Source organism: Nonomuraea sp. NPDC048892, assembly GCF_040649735.1.
GTDB lineage: Bacteria > Actinomycetota > Actinomycetes > Streptosporangiales > Streptosporangiaceae > Nonomuraea > Nonomuraea maheshkhaliensis.
Genome location: NZ_JBEZFZ010000034.1, coordinates 13,738 through 32,407, shown reverse-complemented (window position 1 = coordinate 32,407; position 18,670 = coordinate 13,738). Strand labels below are relative to the sequence as shown.

The 18,670-nt window shown below is 69.8% G+C and carries 17 protein-coding genes; 9 read left to right on the top strand and 8 right to left on the bottom strand.

The window, feature by feature from the left end:
- The first annotated feature begins 179 nt into the window (after positions 1-179).
- From iolC to AB0C28_RS49940, 6 genes are all read left to right on the top strand, one after another.
- Positions 180-1,118 (top strand): 5-dehydro-2-deoxygluconokinase, encoded by a 939-nt coding sequence (iolC, locus tag AB0C28_RS49965; RefSeq protein WP_357857974.1) that lies wholly within the window; start codon positions 180-182, stop codon positions 1,116-1,118.
- A 5-nt stretch (positions 1,119-1,123) separates the two neighbouring features.
- Positions 1,124-2,032 carry a deoxyribose-phosphate aldolase gene (locus tag AB0C28_RS49960; protein WP_358083567.1) on the top strand — a complete coding sequence of 303 codons (909 nt, stop codon included), beginning with the start codon at positions 1,124-1,126 and terminating at the stop codon, positions 2,030-2,032.
- On the top strand, positions 2,029-2,868 hold the full coding sequence (gene iolB, locus AB0C28_RS49955) for a 5-deoxy-glucuronate isomerase (RefSeq protein ID WP_357857968.1): 840 nt from the start codon (positions 2,029-2,031) through the stop codon (positions 2,866-2,868). The genes AB0C28_RS49960 and iolB overlap by 4 nt, the downstream gene beginning before the upstream one ends.
- On the top strand, positions 2,868-4,712 hold the full coding sequence (gene iolD / locus AB0C28_RS49950) for a 3D-(3,5/4)-trihydroxycyclohexane-1,2-dione acylhydrolase (decyclizing) (protein ID WP_357858115.1): 1,845 nt from the start codon (positions 2,868-2,870) through the stop codon (positions 4,710-4,712). Before iolB ends, iolD begins: the two co-directional genes overlap by 1 nt.
- 61 nt (positions 4,713-4,773) lie before the next feature.
- On the top strand, positions 4,774-5,808 hold the full coding sequence (locus AB0C28_RS49945; RefSeq protein WP_357857965.1) for an AI-2E family transporter: 1,035 nt from the start codon (positions 4,774-4,776) through the stop codon (positions 5,806-5,808).
- Positions 5,809-5,825: 17 nt separating this feature from the next.
- Positions 5,826-6,482: an HAD family hydrolase gene (locus AB0C28_RS49940; RefSeq protein WP_358083564.1), complete on the top strand. Its 657-nt coding sequence runs from the start codon at positions 5,826-5,828 to the stop codon at positions 6,480-6,482.
- 88 nt (positions 6,483-6,570) lie between these two features.
- On the opposite strand, the gene AB0C28_RS49935 is transcribed toward AB0C28_RS49940, so the two are convergent.
- Positions 6,571-7,122, bottom strand: a complete 552-nt coding sequence (locus tag AB0C28_RS49935) for a DivIVA domain-containing protein (RefSeq protein ID WP_346115395.1) — start codon at positions 7,120-7,122, stop codon at positions 6,571-6,573.
- A 94-nt stretch (positions 7,123-7,216) separates the two neighbouring features.
- Here AB0C28_RS49935 and AB0C28_RS49930 point away from each other — a divergent pair, with 94 nt between their 5' ends.
- Together AB0C28_RS49930 and AB0C28_RS49925 are read left to right on the top strand one after the other, a co-directional pair.
- A complete protein-coding gene (locus AB0C28_RS49930) occupies positions 7,217-7,945 on the top strand; it encodes an ATP-binding cassette domain-containing protein (protein WP_357857959.1) in 729 nt (242 codons plus the stop codon).
- On the top strand, positions 7,942-8,610 hold the full coding sequence (locus AB0C28_RS49925; RefSeq protein ID WP_358083561.1) for a hypothetical protein: 669 nt from the start codon (positions 7,942-7,944) through the stop codon (positions 8,608-8,610). The genes AB0C28_RS49930 and AB0C28_RS49925 overlap by 4 nt, the downstream gene beginning before the upstream one ends.
- Positions 8,611-8,745: 135 nt before the next feature.
- Here the strand turns inward: AB0C28_RS49925 and rlmN are convergent, their stop codons facing one another.
- A complete protein-coding gene (gene rlmN / locus AB0C28_RS49920) occupies positions 8,746-9,846 on the bottom strand; it encodes a 23S rRNA (adenine(2503)-C(2))-methyltransferase RlmN (RefSeq protein ID WP_358083558.1) in 1,101 nt (366 codons plus the stop codon).
- A gap of 120 nt (positions 9,847-9,966) precedes the next feature.
- Here rlmN and AB0C28_RS49915 point away from each other — a divergent pair, with 120 nt between their 5' ends.
- The gene (locus AB0C28_RS49915) at positions 9,967-10,986 is read left to right on the top strand and encodes a suppressor of fused domain protein (RefSeq protein WP_358083555.1); all 1,020 of its coding nucleotides are present in this window, start codon (positions 9,967-9,969) and stop codon (positions 10,984-10,986) included.
- 189 nt (positions 10,987-11,175) lie between these two features.
- On the opposite strand, the gene AB0C28_RS49910 is transcribed toward AB0C28_RS49915, so the two are convergent.
- The 6 genes from AB0C28_RS49910 to AB0C28_RS49885 all read right to left on the bottom strand — a co-directional run bounded on the left by AB0C28_RS49910 (position 11,176) and on the right by AB0C28_RS49885 (position 18,454).
- On the bottom strand, positions 11,176-12,015 hold the full coding sequence (locus tag AB0C28_RS49910) for a phosphatidate cytidylyltransferase (RefSeq protein ID WP_358083552.1): 840 nt from the start codon (positions 12,013-12,015) through the stop codon (positions 11,176-11,178).
- A gap of 138 nt (positions 12,016-12,153) precedes the next feature.
- A complete protein-coding gene (frr, locus tag AB0C28_RS49905; RefSeq protein WP_357857944.1) occupies positions 12,154-12,711 on the bottom strand; it encodes a ribosome recycling factor in 558 nt (185 codons plus the stop codon).
- Positions 12,712-12,754: 43 nt separating this feature from the next.
- Complete coding sequence (pyrH, locus tag AB0C28_RS49900; RefSeq protein WP_357858112.1) at positions 12,755-13,453, bottom strand: UMP kinase; 699 nt, start codon at positions 13,451-13,453, stop codon at positions 12,755-12,757.
- A gap of 145 nt (positions 13,454-13,598) precedes the next feature.
- Entirely contained in the window at positions 13,599-14,432 is an 834-nt protein-coding gene (tsf, locus tag AB0C28_RS49895; protein ID WP_357857941.1) for a translation elongation factor Ts, read from the bottom strand.
- A gap of 1,309 nt (positions 14,433-15,741) precedes the next feature.
- Positions 15,742-16,713 carry a 30S ribosomal protein S2 gene (gene rpsB, locus AB0C28_RS49890; RefSeq protein WP_358083549.1) on the bottom strand — a complete coding sequence of 324 codons (972 nt, stop codon included), beginning with the start codon at positions 16,711-16,713 and terminating at the stop codon, positions 15,742-15,744.
- 1,117 nt (positions 16,714-17,830) lie between these two features.
- Entirely contained in the window at positions 17,831-18,454 is a 624-nt protein-coding gene (locus AB0C28_RS49885; protein ID WP_358083545.1) for a metalloregulator ArsR/SmtB family transcription factor, read from the bottom strand.
- Between the last annotated feature and the right edge of the window lie 216 nt (positions 18,455-18,670).

Here is an 18,670-nt window from a genome sequence, read left to right as displayed (position 1 = left end):
CTCCGACGTGTGCTTTTGGGGAGGAAGCCAGAAGGTCAAATATGTCATGACATACATATGACGTAAAGACCTACCCATTAAGCCCCCAGGCTGGGGACATCAGGCAACATAGCGGACATCCGAATGTCATGACAATATGCCATAGTGGCCCCTCACAGCTCGGCCCCTCTGGAGGTGCGTTGTACGACTTGATCACGTTCGGGCGCAGCGGCGTCGACGTCTATCCGCTCCAGACCGGCGTCGGCCTCGCCGACGTCGAGACCTTCGGGAAGTTCCTCGGCGGCAGCCCCACGAACGTCGCCGTCGCCGCGGCCCGCCACGGGCTCAGACCGGCGGTGATCACCGGAGTCGGAGCGGATCCGTTCGGAGACTACGTGCGCCGGGCCATCCGCGGCTTCGGCGTGGACGACGCCTTCGTGCACACCGTCGAAGGCCGTCCGACGCCCGTGACGTTCTGCGAGATCTTCCCGCCCGACCACTTCCCCATCTACTTCTATCGCGGCGAGCATCCGCCCGACCTGCAGATCTCCCCTGACATGCTCGACCTCGACGCGATCCGCGCGACCGAGCTGTTCTGGTTCTCGCTGACCGGGCTGAGCCAGGAGCCGAGCGCCGCCGCCCACGCCGCCGCGCTGTCGGCGCGCACGTCCGGATGGACGGTGTTCGACCTCGACTACCGGGCCACGCTGTGGGAGTCGCGTGAGGCCGCCCACGAGGCGGCGCGCCGGGTGCTGCCGCAGGTCAACGTGGCGGTGGGCAATCTGGAAGAGGTCGAGGTCGCGGTCGGCGTCCGCGATCCTGAGGCGGCCGCGCAGGCGCTGCTGGACGCCGGCGTACGCGTCGCGATCGTGAAAATGGGCCCCGAAGGGGTTTTCGCGCGTACCTCTGAGGAGAGCGCACTGGTGGAGCCCATGGAGGTGAAGGTGGTCAACGGGATCGGCGCGGGAGACGCGTTCGGCGGAGCCATCTGCCTCGGGCTGCTGCGCGGCTGGCCGCTGGAGCGCACCCTGCGCTTCGCCAACGCGGCCGGCGCCTTCGTCGCGGCCCGCCTGGCCTGCGCCGACGCCATGCCGACGACCGCCGAGGTGGAGGATCTGCTGAACGGGGCCGGATCTTGAGCGACATGACGTTGTCCGTGACCGCCGCGGGGCCGACAGATTACGAGCGGCTGACTCATATCCGCGCCACCCGGCCGGGTGAGATCGCCGCGGCCGCGGCCCGCCGCGAGCGGCGCGGCCTGCCGGCCGAGGGCGAGCGGCTGCTGATCATCGCCGCCGACCATCCGGCCCGCGGCGCGCTCGGCGTGCGCGACCGGCCGCTGGCCATGGCCAGCCGCACCGACCTGCTCGACCGCCTGCGGCTGGCGCTGTCCAGGCCGGGGGTCGACGGCATCCTGGCCTCCCCCGACGTCCTGGAGGACCTGCTGCTGCTCGGCGCGCTGGAGGGCAAGCTGGCCTTCGGCTCCATGAACCGGGGCGGCCTGCAGGGCTCGGTGTTCGAGATGGACGACCGGTTCACCGGCTTCGACGCCGACTCGATCGACGCCATGCGGCTCGACGGCGGCAAGATGTTGTGCCGCATCGACCCCTCCGACCACGCGACCGTGGCCACCCTGGAGTCGTGCGCCAAGGCGGTCACCGGCCTGGCCCGCAGGCGGCTGGTGGCGATGGTGGAGCCGTTCTGGTCGCTGCGCTCGGAGTCCGGCGTCGTCCGCAACGACCTGTCGCCCGACGCCGTGATCCGCTCCATCAGCATCGCCCAGGCCCTCGGCGTGACCTCCGCCTACACCTGGCTGAAGATCCCCGCCGTGGCCGAGATGGAGCGGGTGATGGCCGCGACCACGCTGCCCGCGCTGCTCCTCGGCGGCGACCCGCCCGACATCGACGCCGCCTACGCCGACTGGCACCGGGCGCTGAGCCTGCCCGGCGTGCGCGGCCTCGTCGTGGGGCGGGCCCTGCTCTACCCTCCGGACGACGACGTGGCGACCGCGGTGGACGGCGCCGCGACCCTGGTGCGAGAGGCTGGCGCATGACCTATCTTCCCTACGGCAAGACCGCCGACGGTCCCTGGTCGGTGGAGATCACCCCGTCGCTGGCGGGCTGGACCTACTCGGGGCTGCGGGTCGCGGATCTGAGCGAGGCCCCGGTCACGTTCGACACCGGCGAGGAGGAGATGCTCGTCCTGCCGCTGTCCGGCTCGTGCACGGTCACCCTGCCGGACGACACGTTCGTGCTGACGGGCCGCGCCTCGGTCTTCGACGGCCCCTCCGATTTCGCCTATATCCCGATTTCTACGGAAGTGACCGTGCAGGGGGCGGGACGCATCGCGTTCCCCTCCGCCCGCGCCACCCGGGCGCTGCCCCCTCGCTACGTGGCCGCCGCCGAGGTCTCCGTCGAGTTCAGGGGCGCGGGCCGGGCCAGCCGCCAGGTCAACAACTTCTGCAGCCCCGACGCCTTCGACTGCGACAAGCTCATGGCCGTCGAGGTGCTCACCCCCGACGGCAACTGGTCCTCCTATCCGCCGCACAAGCACGACACCCCCAACCCCGGCGAGGCCGTGCTGGAGGAGATCTACTACTTCGAGGTCGGCGACCAGGGCATCGGCTACCAGCGCGTCTACGCCTCCGAGCGCGGCCAGATCGACACCCTCGCCGAGGTCTCCTCCGGTGACGTGGTGCTCGTCCCGTACGGCTACCACGGCCCCTCCATGGCCGCGCCCGGCTACGACCTCTACTACCTCAACGTCCTGGCGGGCCCAGGGGAGCAGCGTTCGATGGCGTTCTGCGACGATCCCCGCCACGCCTGGATCCGCTCGTCCTGGGAGGCTCAGCCCATCGATCCCAGGCTGCCCTTCGGGAGGACATCGTGATCCGGCTGACCGTCGCGCAGGCCGTCGTGCGCTTCCTGGCCCACCAGTGGAGCGAGCGCGACGGCGTGGAGCACCGGTTCTTCGGCGGCTGCGTCGGCATCTTCGGCCACGGCAACGTGGCCGGCCTCGGCCAGGCGCTGGCCACCTCCACCGAGGACCTGCCCTACCACCTCAGCCGCAACGAGCAGGCGATGGTCCACACCGCCGCCGCCTACGCCCGCGCGAGCAACCGGCTGGCCACCCTGGCCTGCACCACCTCCATCGGCCCCGGCGCCACCAACATGATCACCGGCGCGGCCGGGGCGACCATCAACCGCCTGCCCGTGCTGCTGCTGCCCGGCGACATCTTCTCCACCCGCGTCGCCAGTCCGGTGCTGCAGGAGCTGGAGGACCAGCGCTCCTACGACATCTCGGTCAACGACTGCTTCAAGCCGGTCTCCCGCTTCTGGGATCGGATCAACCGCCCCGAGCAGCTGCCGTCCGCACTGCTGGCCGCCATGCGGGTGCTCACCGACCCGGCCGAGACCGGCGCGGTGACGCTGGCGCTGCCGCAGGACGTGCAGGCCGAGGCGTGGGACTGGCCCGACGAGCTGTTCGCCGACCGCGTCTGGCACATCCCCAGGCCGCGCCCCGAGCGCGCGGCGCTGGCACGGGCCGCCGAGCTGATCAAGACGGCCGAGCGGCCGGTCATCGTGGCCGGGGGCGGGGTCATCTACAGCGAGGCCACCGACGAGCTGCGCGCCTTCGCCGAGGCGTACGGCGTCCCCGTGGCCGAGACGCAGGCCGGCAAGGGCGCGCTGCCCCACGGTCATCCGCTCGCGCTGGGCGCCGTCGGCGCGACGGGCACCACGGCCGCCAACGCGCTGGCCCGCGAGGCCGACGTGATCATCGGCGTCGGCACCCGCTACAGCGACTTCACCACCGCCTCCCGGACGATCTTCGCCCCTTCCGCCCGGTTCGTGAACCTCAACATCACCGGTTTCGACGCCGCCAAGCTGTCAGGCCTGCAACTGGTCGCCGACGCCCGCGAGGGGCTGGCCGACCTGGCCGAGGCGTGCGCGGGCTGGAGCACGCCGGCGGCCTACCGGGGGCGGGCCACCGAGCTGACCCGGGTCTGGGACTCCGCCGTGGACCGGGCGTACGCGCTGGAGGGCACCCCCATCCCGCAGTCCGCCGTGATCGGTGCGGTCAACGCGGCGGCGGGCGACGACGGCGTGGTGGTGTGCGCGGCCGGCTCGATGCCGGGCGACCTGCACAAACTCTGGCGGCCCAGCGGCCCGGGCGCCTACCACGTCGAATACGGGTACTCCTGCATGGGCTACGAGATCGCCGGCGGCCTCGGCGTGAAGATGGCCAGGCCGGAGCGCGAGGTGTTCGTGCTGGTGGGCGACGGCTCCTACCTGATGATGGCCCAGGAGCTCGTCACCGCCGTCTCCGAGGGCGTCAAGCTCGTCGTGGTCCTGGTCGACAACTCCGGCTTCGCCTCCATCGGGCGTCTGTCGGAGAGCGTGGGCGCCGAGCGGCTCGGCACCGCCTACCAGCGGCACGACGGCGCCCCGCTGCCGGTGGACCTGGCGGCCAACGCGGCCAGCCTCGGCGCCACCGTGCTGCGTCCCGAGTCGGTCGCCGACCTGCGCAAGGCGCTCGACGACGCACGTTCGGCCACGGAGACCACGGTCGTCTACGTCCGCACCGACCGGATGGCCGACGACGTGCCCTCCTCCGAAGCGTGGTGGGACGTACCCGTGGCACAGGTGGGCACGACCAGCGCCACCTACGCGGCGCGGGAGACGTACGAGGCCAGCAAGCAGTCCCAGCGCTCGCACCTGGCCCCGCCCGGCTGAGCAGGATTGCCCCCGTTGACCTGGGGGAACTCCTCTGACCAGGCACGATGGGGGGCAGGGGATGGGGCCGTGGCGGCTGCTCGGTTGGTTCGCGGTCATCGCGGTGGTCCTCTTCTGCCTCTACCACGTGCGCACGGTGGCCATCTCGATCGTCATCGGCGTCTTCCTCACCGCCCTGCTCCGCCCGCCCGCCCGCTGGCTCCGCTCCCGCGGCCTGGGCGGAGCCCTCGCCACCACGATCGTCTTCGCCGGCGGCCTGCTGCTGGCGGGCGGCCTGGGCGCGCTGCTGGGGCCGCCCACGATCGACAGCCTGTCGGAGCTGGGTGACAGCCTCGGCAGGGTGCTCGACGACCTGCACCGCCTGTCCGTCAGGCTCGGGCTCGACGACCGGCAACTGCTCGGCCAGGCGCGCGACTACCTGGCCGCGCAGGGCCGCCAGGTCACCAGCGGCGCCCTGGCCGGGGTGAAGACGGCGGGCGAGATCGTCATCGGGGCCGTGCTGGCGGTGATCCTGTCCATCTACTTCGTGCACGGCGGCGACCGGCTCTTCCACTGGCTGCTCCAGCTCGCCCCCGCCGCCGCCAGGCCGCGCCTGGCCGAGACCGGCCACCTGATCTACTCGGTGATCGGCCGCTACATCCGCGGCATCGCCGTCGTGGGGGCCGTAGACGGATTCTTCATCGGGATCGCGCTGTGGATCCTCGGGGTGCCGCTCGCGCTGCCGCTGGCGGTGCTGACGTTCGTGGGCGCGTTCCTGCCGGTGGTGGGGGCGTTCCTGGCCGGGCTGCTGGCCGCCGTGGTGGCGCTCGTGGCCAAGGGCGTGCTGGTGGCGCTGATCGTGGTGGCCGTGACCGTGGCGGTGCAGCAGATCGAGGGGCACGTGCTGGCGCCGCAGATCTACGGCAAGGCGCTCGACCTGCCGGGCGCGGTCATCCTGGTGGCGATCGCGGTGGGCAGCGTGGTCGCCGGCATCACGGGCGCGTTCCTGGCCGCTCCAGTGACCTCCGTCGCCGTCGCCCTCGTCCACCGCACCCGGGCCGTACCGGCTCCTTCCGTCCTCGTACGTCCGCGTGGCTCGCCACAGGGGCCGTCGTGACCGTCATGATGGGATTCATGCGATGGGTAACGTTCGACGTCTTCGGAACACTGGTCGACTGGCGGCACGGCATCCATACCGGCGTCGAGCTGGTCGCTCCCGGTAAGGGGGCGGAGGTGCTGGAGGCGTACATCAGGCACGAACGCGACGTCCAGAGCGAGTCGCCCGCGATGCGTTACCGCCTGCTGACGGCCGAGGCGCTGCGCCGGGCGTGCGCGGAGGAGAAGGTCGAACTGGCCGCGGACGACGCCTCCGTGCTGGCCGCGACGCTGCCGTACTGGCCGGTGTTCCCCGAGACCGGGGCCGAGCTGTCGGCGCTGCGCGCGGCCGGGTGGCGGCTGGGGCTGCTCACCAACTGCGACCGCGACCTGATCGCCGAGACGCGGCGGCGGCTGCCGGTGCCGGTCGAGGCGGTGGTGACGGCCGAGGACGTGGGGGCCTACAAGCCGGCCACGGCGCACTTCGAGGCGTTCGGGAGCGCGTACGAGCCGGAGGTCTGGGTGCACGTGGCGCAGAGCTACTTCCACGACATGGTGCCCGCGCATCGGCTGGGGCTGCCGCGCGTCTGGATCAACCGGCAGGGGCAGCGGCCGGACGACGAGACGATCATCCAGCGCGCCCAGCCCGACCTGCGCGGCCTCCTCGAAGCGGTCGAAGCGCTGGAAAGCACCTGAACCCGCCGCGCCTGAACCGGTCGAAAGCGCGCGAACCCGCCACGCCCCGGAGCTGGTCGAAAGCGCGTGCTCACGCCGCCGGGACGGCTCAGGTGCGGCGCTGTTCCAGGACGTCGGCGATGCCCGCGAGGAAAGAGTCGACGTCCGCGATGAGGTAGCCCGACCTGAACAGCACGGTCGAGAACTTCGCCGCCCGCACCTCCTTGGCCGTCACCGGGAAGTCGGTCGTGCCGCGCAGCGTGGCCACGATCCGGTCGAGGAAGGCGTCGATCTCGTCCTCGTTGTAGCCGGTGCCCATGCGACCGGCCCGGAAGGCCACGCGCTCGACCCGCGCGGCCTGCGTCTCGAACCACTCCTCGCGGAGCATCTCGCCGGTGGGCTCGGCCATGGCCAGCCGTACGGGCCGCTTGGCCTGGGTCTCCAGGGCCACCACGAACGCCTCAAGGGCGAAGTCGACCGCGGTCTCCTGGTAGCCGCCTCGCTTGGCGCGGAACGTCGCGCCGCGCACCTCGTCGGCGGTGACGGGCTCCAAGGCGTGCGAGCCTCTGCCCAAGGTCGACTCGATCCGCCCGATCAGGGCGTCCACCTCGACGGGGTCATAGCCTGAACGCATGCCGATGACGCGTGGAAAGCGGTTCAAGCCTCTCTCCTCTTGAGACGTGATGCTGGGGTGCCGCCTCTATTGTCGGACCTTTATCCCGGCCCTGCGACCCGACCTATACCGTTACAGGATCATGCGTCTATCCCGGGTCTCTTTCCGTTACCGAAGGCGTGAACCTTTCGTCATCGAAGACGTCGACGCCGACCTCGCCCCCGGCGACCTGATCGAGCTGACCGGCGTGAACGGAGCGGGCAAGTCCACCCTGCTCCGCCTGCTGGCGGGCCTGGCCAGGCCCACGAAAGGCACCGTTTCCGGCCGCCCTGCGGTCGTCGGCTTCGCCCCCGACCGGTTCCCCACCGACCAGCCGTTCACGGTCACCCAGTATCTGCGGCATATGTCCCGCGTACGCGGCCGCGCCCGCTGGGAGCCCTGGGCCGAGCGCCTGAACATGGGCATGCTGCTCGACACCCGGCTCCCCGACCTGTCGAAGGGCAGCGCGCACAAGGTGGGCCTGGTCCAGGCGCTGATGGCCGAGCCGAGCCTGCTGATCCTGGACGAGCCGTTCGCCGGGCTGGACGCCGGCACGCGCTCGGCCCTGCCCTCGATCGCGACCGAGGTGGCGGCCCGCGGCGGCATCGTCATCGCCAGCGATCACCAGGGCGGGCTGCGCGGCCTGCACGGGCTGCGTCACTGGTCCGTGCTGGACGGCCAGGTCAAGGAGAGCGTGGAGGCTCCCTCGGAGCCCGTGGAACGCGTCCAGACGACGGTGGCCGTCACCGTGCCCCTCGACGAGCTGCCGCGGTTCCTGGCCGGTCTGCGCGAGCAGGGCTATCCGGCCCGTGAGATCGAGGAGATCCGATGATCCCCCTGGCCGTCTTCCGGCTGTCGGCCTATGTGCGCTCGCACCGGGTGTACCAGGCGCTGCTCCTCATGCTGGCCATGCTGGCGATCGTGCACGGCAACCGGGCGCCGAGAGGCGAGGAGGCGTCCGTTCTCACGGACGGCGCCGTACTCGTCATCCCCATCCTGGCCTGGGCGGCCAGGAGCCTGCTCGATACCGAGCCCGACCGGCAGCGCGAGATGTCGGCGGTGCAGGCCGGCGGGCGGGGCAAGGAAGTGACCGCCGGGCTGCTCGCCGCGTTCGCCGCGACCGCCTTCTTCTCGGCGCTGGCCATGGTCTGGGCGCTGCTGCTCGGCATCACCGGCCCGCCGTCGCCCGGCCTGCTGACCGCGTCTCTGCTGCTGTACGCGCTGTCGGCCGTCACCGGCACCGCACTCGGCGCCCTCACCAGCCGGGCGATCCTGCCGTCGCCGGCCTTCTCGATCATGACCCTGGTGCTCGGCTTCCTGGCGATGCTGCTGCTCAGCGCGACTTCGCTCTATTGGCTCACGGTGCCGCTCATCTCGTGGATGAAGGCCGCGAACGCCGGCGAGCTCGTCGGCCGGCTGCCTGTGCTCGGCTCGATCTCGGTGGTCTGGTGTGTGATCGGGCTCGGCACGTACGCGTGGCTGCGCCGCAGAACCTGACCCACCCGCACCGGCGATGCCCTTCGGCCGGTCGCCTTAGACCGGCCCACCCCAGATCGGCCCGCCCGAAACCAGCCCGCCCGAAACCGGCGCGTCTGAAACCGGCGCGCCTCTAACTTGCCCATCACACGGTGGTTACTCGGCGGCGGCGAGCTGTCCGCAGGCGCCGTCGATCTCGCGCCCCCGCGTGTCCCTGACCGTCACCGGAACCCCGTGGAACTCCAGCCGCCGCACGAACGCCCGCTCGTCCTCCGGCCGCGAGGCCGTCCACTTCGACCCGGGGGTCGGGTTGAGCGGGATCAGGTTGACGTGCACCAGTTTGTTCTTGACCAGCTTGCCGAGCAGGTCGGCCCGCCATTCCTGGTCGTTGATGTCCTTGATGAGCGCGTACTCGATCGAGACCCGCCGCTTGGTCCTGGCCGCGTACGCCCAGGCGGCGTCGAGGACCTCGGCCACCTTCCACCGCGTGTTGATCGGCACCAGCGTGTCGCGCAGCTCGTCGTCGGGCGCGTGCAGCGACAGCGCCAGCGTGACCGGCAGCCCCTCGTCGGCGAGCTTGCCGATCGCCGGCACCAGCCCGACCGTGGACACGGTCACCCCGCGCGCCGAGATGCCGAGCCCGTGCGGGGACGGCTCCACCAGGCGGCGGACCGCGCCGATCACCTGCTTGTAGTTGGCCAGCGGCTCGCCCATGCCCATGAACACGACGTTGCTGACCCGCCCGGGTCCGCCGGGCACCTCGCCGGCGGCCAGCGCCCGCGCCCCGGAGACGACCTGCTCGACGATCTCGGCGGTCGACATGTTCCGGGTCAGCCCGGCCTGCCCCGTGGCGCAGAACGGACAGTTCATGCCGCATCCGGCCTGCGACGACACGCACATCGTGACCCGGTCGGGATAGCGCATGAGCACCGACTCGACCAGCGCCCCGTCGAACAGCCGCCACAGCGTCTTACGCGTGGTGCCCCCGTCGGTGGTCATCTCCCTGACCGGCGTGAGCAGGTCGGGCAGCAGCGCCGACAACCGCTCCCTGGCCGCGGCGGGCAGGTCGGTCATCGCGTCCACGTCGGTGGTCAACCGCTCGAAGTAGTGGCGCGAGAGCTGGTCGGCGCGGAAGGCCTTCTCGCCCAGCTCGGTGACCGCGGCCCGCCGGTCGGCCATCGACAGGTCGGCCAGATGCCGCGCGGGCTTGGCCCGGCGCGGCGCGACGAAGGTGAGCTGGCCTGGAGGCTGGGACACGTTGCTGCCTTTGCTTTGAGGGGTTGTCGACCAGGGTAATGAACGTTCGGATCGGAGGTGGCATTCCTGGTCACGTCATGGCTCGCGTCTTGGTCACCGCCCGATCTACAGTCATCTCGTATGGCGATTTTTCGGTCGGCATCTGGCGAGGGTGGCACCGAGGTCGTGCTCGCCGCCGGCAACCCGTACGGGAGCCGGACGCTCGTGGTCGAGCGGGACGAGGACTCCTCGGTAGCTTACCTGTGCTCTCCGGACGGTGTGGTCCACGGCGCCGTCTGGCTGGCCAACCACCGCCCCGCGCCGGCCGTCGTCGATCTGGCGCGGATCAACGCCGGCCTGCCGCCGCTGATGCCCAGGCCCAACACCCTGCACCCCGAAGGTCGCCGCCCGCTCGGGCAGCTGAGCCCGCTGTGGTTCGAGGAGGGTGACGGCGTGGCCCTCTACGAGGACGACGACCTGCTCGCGGTCATCCCGGGCTGGGCCGACATGAGCAGGGGCATGCCGGGATACGCCCGCGACGCGGTGGGCGAGTCACCGTTCGCGTGGGCGCTGTCGGAGGCGCTCGAAGGGCTGCGTCCCCGGATCTCCAACGCCAGGTCCTACTGGCGCTGGCGGCACAGCGAGGGGTCGTGGCCGTCGTTCCAGGAGTTCGTGATGGGGCATCTGGACCGGGTGCTGGGGCCGGCGGGCCGCTACTGGGACGCCAGTGGTGACCGGCTGCCGACCGTCGGCATCACCGAACGCCCTCCGGTGCACGACCGCGCCTTCACCGTGCTGTCCACGGTCGGGATGAGCTGCCAGCGCATGCCGACGGTCGAGCAGTGGATCGACAAGCCGGGCGCGTACGCCAGGATCGAGCTGGCCGTGGCCACCCGCGAGGACCCTCGGGACGCGGCGCTGCTGCTGGTCTGGCTGTCGCAGTATCCGTGGCACTCGGTCACGTGGCTGGGCCACGGGCACACGGCCAAGTGGTATCACGAGCCTGCGACGTTCCCCCTCGGGCCGCAGTACTCGGGCGTTTTGATGCAGGCCAACCCACCCCACATGCCTGACATGTCAGGATTCGCATTCGGCGGCGAGGCCGTACGGTGGCTCTGGCTCTCCCCCACCACCACACCCACAGAAGCCCCGCAACACTGAGCCCCACCACCGTCAGGAAGGCGACTGAGCCCCGCCACCATCAGGGAGGCGGCTGAGGCACACCACCGTCAGGGAGGCGGCTGAGGCACGCCGCCGTCAGCAGCGAACACCTGAGATCCGGCCCCATCACAGAAGACGGCCGAGATCCGCCGCCGTCAGAACAACACCGACATGTGCCATGTGGCGCCGTCAGAAGAAGATGGCCATCAACGCCCAGACCGGCACCAGCGTCGTCACCAGCGAGTCCAGCCGATCCATCAACCCACCGTGCCCTGGCAGGATCGTCCCCAGGTCCTTGATGCCGAGATCCCGCTTGATCATCGACTCGATCAGGTCGCCCACGGTCGCCAGCACCGCCGCCAGCGCGCCGATCAGCGCCCCCTGCCAGATGTCGCCGCCGAGCAGCCAGGTCACCAGCCAGGCGCCCACCGCCGTACACGCGACGATCGACCCGGCCAGCCCTTCCCAGGTCTTCTTCGGGCTGATCACCGTCAGCTGGTGCTTGCCGAACAGCACACCCGCGATGTAGCCCCCGATGTCGCTGGCCACGGTCACCGCGATGAAGATCACCACGCGGTGGTCGCCGTCGCCCTCCTTCAGCAGCAGCGCGACGAAAGCGGCCAGCATCGCGGGGTAGAAGAGCGTGAGCACCGAGGCCGACGCGTCGCGTACGTAACCATCCGTACCGTCGCTGAACATCCGCCAGATCAGCAGCACCAACGCAAACACCGCGAACGCGGCCAGCAACCAGACGGGCCCGCCCCAGTACGCCCCCGCGTGCATCGCCACCATGCCCGCCAGCACCGGCACGGCAGGAACCTTGATGTCACGGGTGGCGAAGGCCTTGACCAGCTCCAGCACGCCCACACCGACAGCGCCCGCCACCACCAGGAGGAACAGCTCCTTGATCGTGTAGACGGTGCCGATGACCAACGCGCCCAGCACCACACCGACGGCGATGGCCGCGGGCAGGTTTCTTCCGGTACGGCTGCCGCCGCTCGAGCTGGTGCCAGCCGTACGTTCTTCCACTGAGTTCTCCAAGAGCCCACGGCCCCCGCCGTCGAAGCGAGGGCCGTAGTGCAGACCCGCTACGCTGCGGCGGCCCGTCGAACGCGGTCCGCCCCGTGGCGGCCCGTCGTGAGCGCGGTCCGCCCTGCGACGCGCCGCTCAGACTTCGAGCAGCTCGGTTTCCTTGTGCTTGAGCAGCTCGTCGATCTTGGCGACGTGCTTCTGGGTGAGGTCGTCGAGCTCCTTCTCGGCCCGCCGGACCTCGTCCTCGCCCGCCTCGCCGTCCTTGATCATCTTGTCGAGGATTTCCTTGGCGGAGCGGCGGATGTTGCGTAGCGACACCTTGGCGTGCTCGCCCTTGGTCCTGGCGACCTTGATGTACTCCTTGCGGCGCTCCTCGGACAACTCGGGGAACGTCACCCGGATCACCTGACCGTCGTCGGTGGGGTTGACGCCGAGGTCGGAGTCGCGGATGGCTCGCTCGATCGCGCTCATCGAGCCCTTGTCGTACGGCTGAATGATGATCATGCGCGCCTCGGGCACGTGGAACGACGCCAACTGCTGGATCGGCGTCGGCGTGCCGTAGTACTCGGCGTTGATCTTGTTGAACATCGAGGGGGTGACCCGGCCCGTACGGATGCTCGCGAAGTCCTCCTTCGCGACCGAAACGGCCTTGTCCATCTTCTCCTCGGCTTCGAGGAGGGTTTCGTCGATCACAGCGGCTCCCTGTCTTCTAGCTGGCGGTCTCGGGCTCGCTCCGTCATTTGCCTGCGGGACTAACCAGCGTGCCGATTTTCTCACCGCGCACCGCTCGCAGGATGTTGCCTTCGCCCATGAGGTCGAAGACCACGATCGGCAGGTCGTTGTCCTTGCACAGGCTGATCGCGGTGGCGTCCATGACCGCGAGGTCGCGCAGCAGCACCTCGCCGTAGTCGAGATGGTCGAACCTGACCGCGTCGGGGTTCTTGCGGGGATCGGAGTCGTAGATCCCGTCCACCTGCGTGCCCTTGAGCAGCGCCTCCGCGCCGATCTCCAGGGCCCGCTGGGACGCCGCGGTGTCGGTGGAGAAGTAGGGCGAGCCGAGCCCGGCGCCGAAGATGACCACGCGCCCCTTCTCAAGGTGCCTGATCGCGCGGCGCGGCAGGAACGGCTCGGCCACCTGCTGCATGGTGATGGCGGTCTGCACGCGCGTCTCCACACCCCGCCGCTCCAGGAAGTCCTGCAGCGCCAGGCAGTTGATGACCGTGCCGAGCATGCCCATGTAGTCGGCCCTGGCCCGGTCGATGCCGCCCTGGGACAGGGTGGCGCCGCGGAACATGTTGCCACCGCCGACCACGACCGCGACCTGCACGCCCTCCTTGACCGCCTCGGCGATCGAGTCGGCCAGATGATCGACGATCACCGGATCGATGCCGAGCGGCTCGCCGCCGGCGAACGCCTCTCCTGACAGCTTCAGCATCACCCGCTTCCACCTGAGTGGACCCTGCGGGTTCGGAGATGGGGAAGCCGCCGTCCGTGTGGATTCGTGGGCTGACTCCCGGTGGTCCTGCACGGCGGCGGCCTCCTTCATTCGGCGGATCGTTGAGCTGTGAGCTTGCCTAAGCCTAAGCCTGACCGACCTTGAATCGGACAAAGCCCAGCACCTCGACGCCATTCTCCTCGGCGTACTTGCCCACGCTCTTCTTGTTGTCCTTGACGAAGGCCTGCTGCAGCAGCGTGAAGTCCTTGTACCAGCCGTTCACGCGACCCTCGACGATCTTGCCGATGGCGGCCTCGGGCTTGCCCTCCTCACGGGTCATCTCCTCGAAGAGCTTGCGCTCCTTCTCGACGACCTCGGCGGGCACGGAGTCGGCCTTCAGGTACTGCGGAGCCATCGCGGCGGCGTGCTGCGCGACGTCCTTGGCGACCTCGGCGTTCGGCTTGTCCAGCTGGACGAGCACTCCGACCGCCGGCGGCAGCGCCGGGTCGGTCCTGTGCATGTACGCGCCGATGTAGCCGCCCTCCAGCACCGCGAAGCGCCGGATCTCGATCTTCTCGCCCAGCGCGGCGTTGGCGGTGTCGAGGTGCTCCTTGACGGTCTTGCCGTCGAAGGAGGACTCGAGCAGCGCCGCCACGTCAGCGGGCCTGCTCTCCAGGACGTGCGCGACGACCTGGGCGGCCAGCTCCTGGAAGCGCTCGCCCTTGGCCACGAAGTCCGTCTCGCAGTTGAGCTCGAGAAGCGCTGCGGAGGAGTCGCCGTCCTGCTTGAGCGCCACGAGGCCGTTGGACGCGGTACGGGCCTCACGCTTGCCCACGTCCTTGGCGCCCTTCAGGCGCAGCAGCTCGATAGCGCGGTCGAAGTCGCCATCGGACTCCTCCAGCGCCTTCTTGCAGGCCATCATGCCGGCAGCGGTGATCTCGCGAAGCCGCTTGACGTCGGCCATGTTCACGGAAGCCATGCTCTTTTTCCTTGTGGGATTTCGTCGTCGTCATCGTGGATGGGGCAGGCGCCGGGATCCGGCCTCCCACCCTCTGTTCGTACGGCAGGCGTGTGCCGTACGAGAGCCTTGCCTTACTCGGGGCCCGGGTCGGCCCGGCCTCGCTGCTGCTTCGCTCGGCATACTGCCCAGCCTCGCCTTGGTTACCACCTCAGCTCAGCACCGCCGCACGAACCGATCAGAAGGCCGGCAAGCCGAACGAACCGACCTGGCCGACCACGCTCATCCGAGCGAACCAGCCCGGCCACTCGCACGACCTGCGCCAACCGGCCTCGGCCAGGCACCGCCTGCGCCAACCGATCCAGCGGGACAGAGATTCCGCCCCACCCGACCCGATCAGCCACAAACGTGTACCCACCAACCCCGGCCGATCACGCAGAACGTACGCGGACCAACCTCAGCCGATCGCACAGCCTGCGCGCGGACCAACCTCAGCCGATCGCACAGCCTGCGCCAACCGACTCCGGCAAGCCGCAGACCCTGCGCGAACCGACCACAGCCAGTCGCCCAGCTCGTGCCGACCTCAACTCTGGCCAACCTCAGCTTCAGCCAACCTCAACTTCGGTCAACCTCACCCTGGCCAGCCTCAGCTTCAGCCAACCTCGGCTTCGACAGCCGCGGCCAAGCTCAGCCAACCCGGCTCTACCCAGCGGCAGAACTAGAGCCAACCGACCTCGTGCCGACACCAACTCTGAACCGGCACCGACCCTGAAAGCCAGTGCCCGCCCCTGAGCAGGCACCCGACCTCAAGCCGGCGCTCCGGCCCTGAGCCGATGCCCCGACCGTGAGCCGACACCCGACCTTCGGGCGGATGTCCGCCCTCAGCCAGGCCCAGCCTTGAGCCAGTATCCGCCCTGAGCCAGGACCCGACCTGAGCCGGCACCCCGGCCCCAAGCCGACACCCGACCTTGAGCCGGCGTCCGATCCTGAGCCAGCGCACCAGCCCTAGTCCGACACCTGGCCTTGGGCGAGTGCCCGCCCTGAGCCAGGACCCGACCTTGGGCCGGTGCCAGCCCGTGAGCCAGAGCCTGGCGTTAGACCGGTGCCCGACTCAAGCCGACACGAACCCGACCCTCAGACCTCAGCCGGTATCCAGCCCCAGACCAGCACGCCGAGCCTCAGCCCGGCGCACCCGACCTTTGACCGGTACCTTCCAAGAGTCCGGAAGTACCGCCTAAGAGTCAGTCCGGAAGCTCTAGCTCGCCAACCCGCATGCGTGCCCCGAAGAGGGCGGGGACGTCAGAACCCGTGCCCCGCCCTGACCAAGGCGTCAGGCCTGCTGGTCGTTCTCGCCCTCGGCGGCAGCGGCCTCAGCCGGAGCCTCCTCGGCCGGAGCAGCCTCAGGGGCAGCAGCCTCAGGAGCTGCGACCTCAGGGGCAGCAGCCTCAGGGGCAGCTTCAGCAGCGGGAGCCTCCTCGGCGGCAGCCTCGGGAGCAGCCGGCGCGGCCTCGTCAGCCGCACGCTCCGGGGTGCCCTGCTCGATGAGCTCACGCTCCCACTCGGCCAGCGGCTCGGCGGCGGCCGGCTTCTCGTCACCGCGAGCGGCGCCGGAGCGAGCCATCAGACCGGCCGCGACACCGTCGGCGACGACCCTGGTCAGCAGGCCGACGGCGCGGATGGCGTCGTCGTTGCCCGGGATCGGGTAGTCGACCTCGTCGGGGTCGCAGTTGGTGTCGAGGATCGCGACGACAGGGATGCCAAGCTTCTTGGCCTCGCTGATCGCGATGTGCTCCTTCTTGGTGTCGACGATCCACACCGCGCTGGGCACGCGACCCATGTCACGGATGCCGCCGAGCGTACGCTCGAGCTTGTCCTTCTCGCGACGGCGCATGAGGAGCTCCTTCTTGGTGAGCCCCGAGCCCGCGACGTTGTCGAAGTCGAGCTCCTCGAGCTCCTTCAGACGCTGCAGCCTCTTGTGCACGGTGGAGAAGTTGGTGAGCATGCCACCCAGCCAGCGCTGGTTGACGTACGGCATGCCGACCCGCGCGGCCTGCTCGGAGATGGCCTCCTGAGCCTGCTTCTTCGTGCCGATGAAGAGGATCGTGCCACCGTGGGCGACGGTCTCCTTCACGAAGTCGTAGGCCCGGTCGATGTACGACAGAGACTTCTGCAGGTCGATGATGTAAATGCCGTTGCGCTCGGTGAAGATGAAGCGCTTCATCTTCGGGTTCCAGCGCCGGGTCTGGTGACCGAAGTGAACGCCACTCTCGAGCAGCTGTCGCATGGTGACGACGGGGGCCATGTGCTGGTCCTCCAGGTCTGGGCGCCCTGCGGATGGGCGCGATTCTCGGTTATGCCGCAGCAGCGCGTTGTCTGCCGCCCTGATGCCCCGAACCCGCTCCCGCCGGGCACATGGCCCGGACCGATGGCGCGGTCCGCAATGGGGCATGCGAAGTCGGCCTGTGGTCACAGGCCACCGAAAAGTCTACCTCCCACACCGCCCCAGGCTGACCGTCTGCGGTCAACCAGACATTCCACCCCTCTGCCACACCACCACGCACCAACCCCACCAGCCCCACACCGCCCTCCCAAAGCCCCCGTACTCCGCACGAACAGTCATCCCTGCTCACAAGCCCAGCCCCCCACCCAAACCAAAGCCGTTCAAGCACCCCCTCAACCATCACCACCTACGCCCCACCCAGCCGCCCTCCTTTCCAGCCCGCTATAACCCCCCACCCCACTCACGCCGCAACCACCTGTCGACGACGGGTGAACACCGGCCGTCGCCGACACCACCTTGACCACACTCAGCCCCGCCCTCCTGCTCCACCCGACGGCCCGGCGAGACGCCGGCGGTGTCGGCGATGCCGCGGATGGGTGGCCCGCTCGTAGCCGTTCTCGCCGATGTGCCGCCCCCTGCCAAACCCGCACCCACCCAACCCCAGCCCCACCGACCCCGGCGCCAAACCCAGCCCCCACCCGACGCTGGCCCCGCCCGACCCAACCCCAGCGCCGCCCAACCCAACCCGCCCAACCCGAGCACCGCCCGATCCAGCCCGCCCAACGCCAGCGCCGCCCGACCCAGCCCGCCCAACCCAGCGCTGCCGAACCCCAGCCCCGCCTGACCTAACCGATTCAACCCCCCGCCCTGCCGAACCCCTCCCTGCCTGACCTAACCCACCAACCCCCGCCTGCCGAACCATGCCCTACTCAACCCCGCCCCGCCTCTGCCCGGCCCTTCTGTCCCACGTCAGCCAACCCCGGTTCCACCGAACCAGGCCTGCCCAACTCCGCCCCGCCGAACCCCCGTCCTGCCCGACCTAACTCGCCAACCAACCCAGCCCCACCCCCACCCCGCACCGCCTGAGCCCCACATCCCTGCCGAATCCCAAGCACACACCTCCGCAGGGCCGCATACCTCACTTACGCTCAGCCACACCATGATCTTCGGTAGGCAGCCCCGGAACCGCCCTCGCCGCCACCGGGAACAGATTGATCTGAGCCTCAGCCACCCTGGCCCCCTCCGGCGCGACCCCTTCGCCTCGACGCTGCAGCACGAACGGCTCGATCAACTTCTCGATCTCCCGGTTCAACTGGGCAAGCTCCTCGGCATCGACCCTGATCCGGTACCGACCGAACCGGGTCGCATCCCGCCACTCCTCGGGCTCCCGATCGACATTCGCCAGCGCCCGTTCGGCCTCCTCATTGGCCTCCCGGCGGAACGCCGTGATCAACGTGACCTTGGCCTCCCGGACGTCGGGCTGATCATCAGGCAGCACCCCCACGCTGACCGGCTTGCCCACCGCCTTCCACAGTCGCTCCCTGCCATCTCCCCTGGGCGGCGCATCCTCCACGAACCCGTACTTGGCCAGCATCCGCAGGTGATAACTGGCAGCGCTGGGAGTGATCCCCGCGATCTCCGCCACTTCGGTGGCGGTGGCGCTGCCTTCCACATTGAGCCTGTTGAGGATCATCAACCTCGCCGGATGGGCCAGCGCCCGCATTGCCTTGGGATCACTGAGCCCTTCGCCGTGCCGCGTCATGTGCCAACGGTACTCAATCACAGGCGTGAAGCATTGCCTTCATAACTATGAAAGGATACCTTCATAGTTATGAAGCGTTCCCTTCACAACTTGGCTGACTCCACCCCTCCCCACTCCCCTCAGCCTGAATCACATGAGGCCCCCACCATCCATGACCTCGTCGAACCCCCGGCTACAGCCTCCGGACTCACCGGGACCGGCAAGGCTGACGCCCGC

Coding starts and splice junctions, on each gene's coding strand:
- AB0C28_RS49940 (WP_358083564.1), top strand. CDS start 5,826: ATGCGATGGGTAACGTTCGACGTCTTCGGAACACTGGTCGACTGGCGG.
- AB0C28_RS49930 (WP_357857959.1), top strand. CDS start 7,217: ATGCGTCTATCCCGGGTCTCTTTCCGTTACCGAAGGCGTGAACCTTTC.
- tsf (WP_357857941.1), bottom strand. CDS start 14,432: ATGGCTTCCGTGAACATGGCCGACGTCAAGCGGCTTCGCGAGATCACC.
- AB0C28_RS49945 (WP_357857965.1), top strand. CDS start 4,774: ATGGGGCCGTGGCGGCTGCTCGGTTGGTTCGCGGTCATCGCGGTGGTC.
- rpsB (WP_358083549.1), bottom strand. CDS start 16,713: ATGGCCCCCGTCGTCACCATGCGACAGCTGCTCGAGAGTGGCGTTCAC.
- AB0C28_RS49885 (WP_358083545.1), bottom strand. CDS start 18,454: ATGACGCGGCACGGCGAAGGGCTCAGTGATCCCAAGGCAATGCGGGCG.
- AB0C28_RS49925 (WP_358083561.1), top strand. CDS start 7,942: ATGATCCCCCTGGCCGTCTTCCGGCTGTCGGCCTATGTGCGCTCGCAC.
- AB0C28_RS49915 (WP_358083555.1), top strand. CDS start 9,967: ATGGCGATTTTTCGGTCGGCATCTGGCGAGGGTGGCACCGAGGTCGTG.
- pyrH (WP_357858112.1), bottom strand. CDS start 13,453: ATGCTGAAGCTGTCAGGAGAGGCGTTCGCCGGCGGCGAGCCGCTCGGC.
- iolB (WP_357857968.1), top strand. CDS start 2,029: ATGACCTATCTTCCCTACGGCAAGACCGCCGACGGTCCCTGGTCGGTG.
- AB0C28_RS49960 (WP_358083567.1), top strand. CDS start 1,124: ATGACGTTGTCCGTGACCGCCGCGGGGCCGACAGATTACGAGCGGCTG.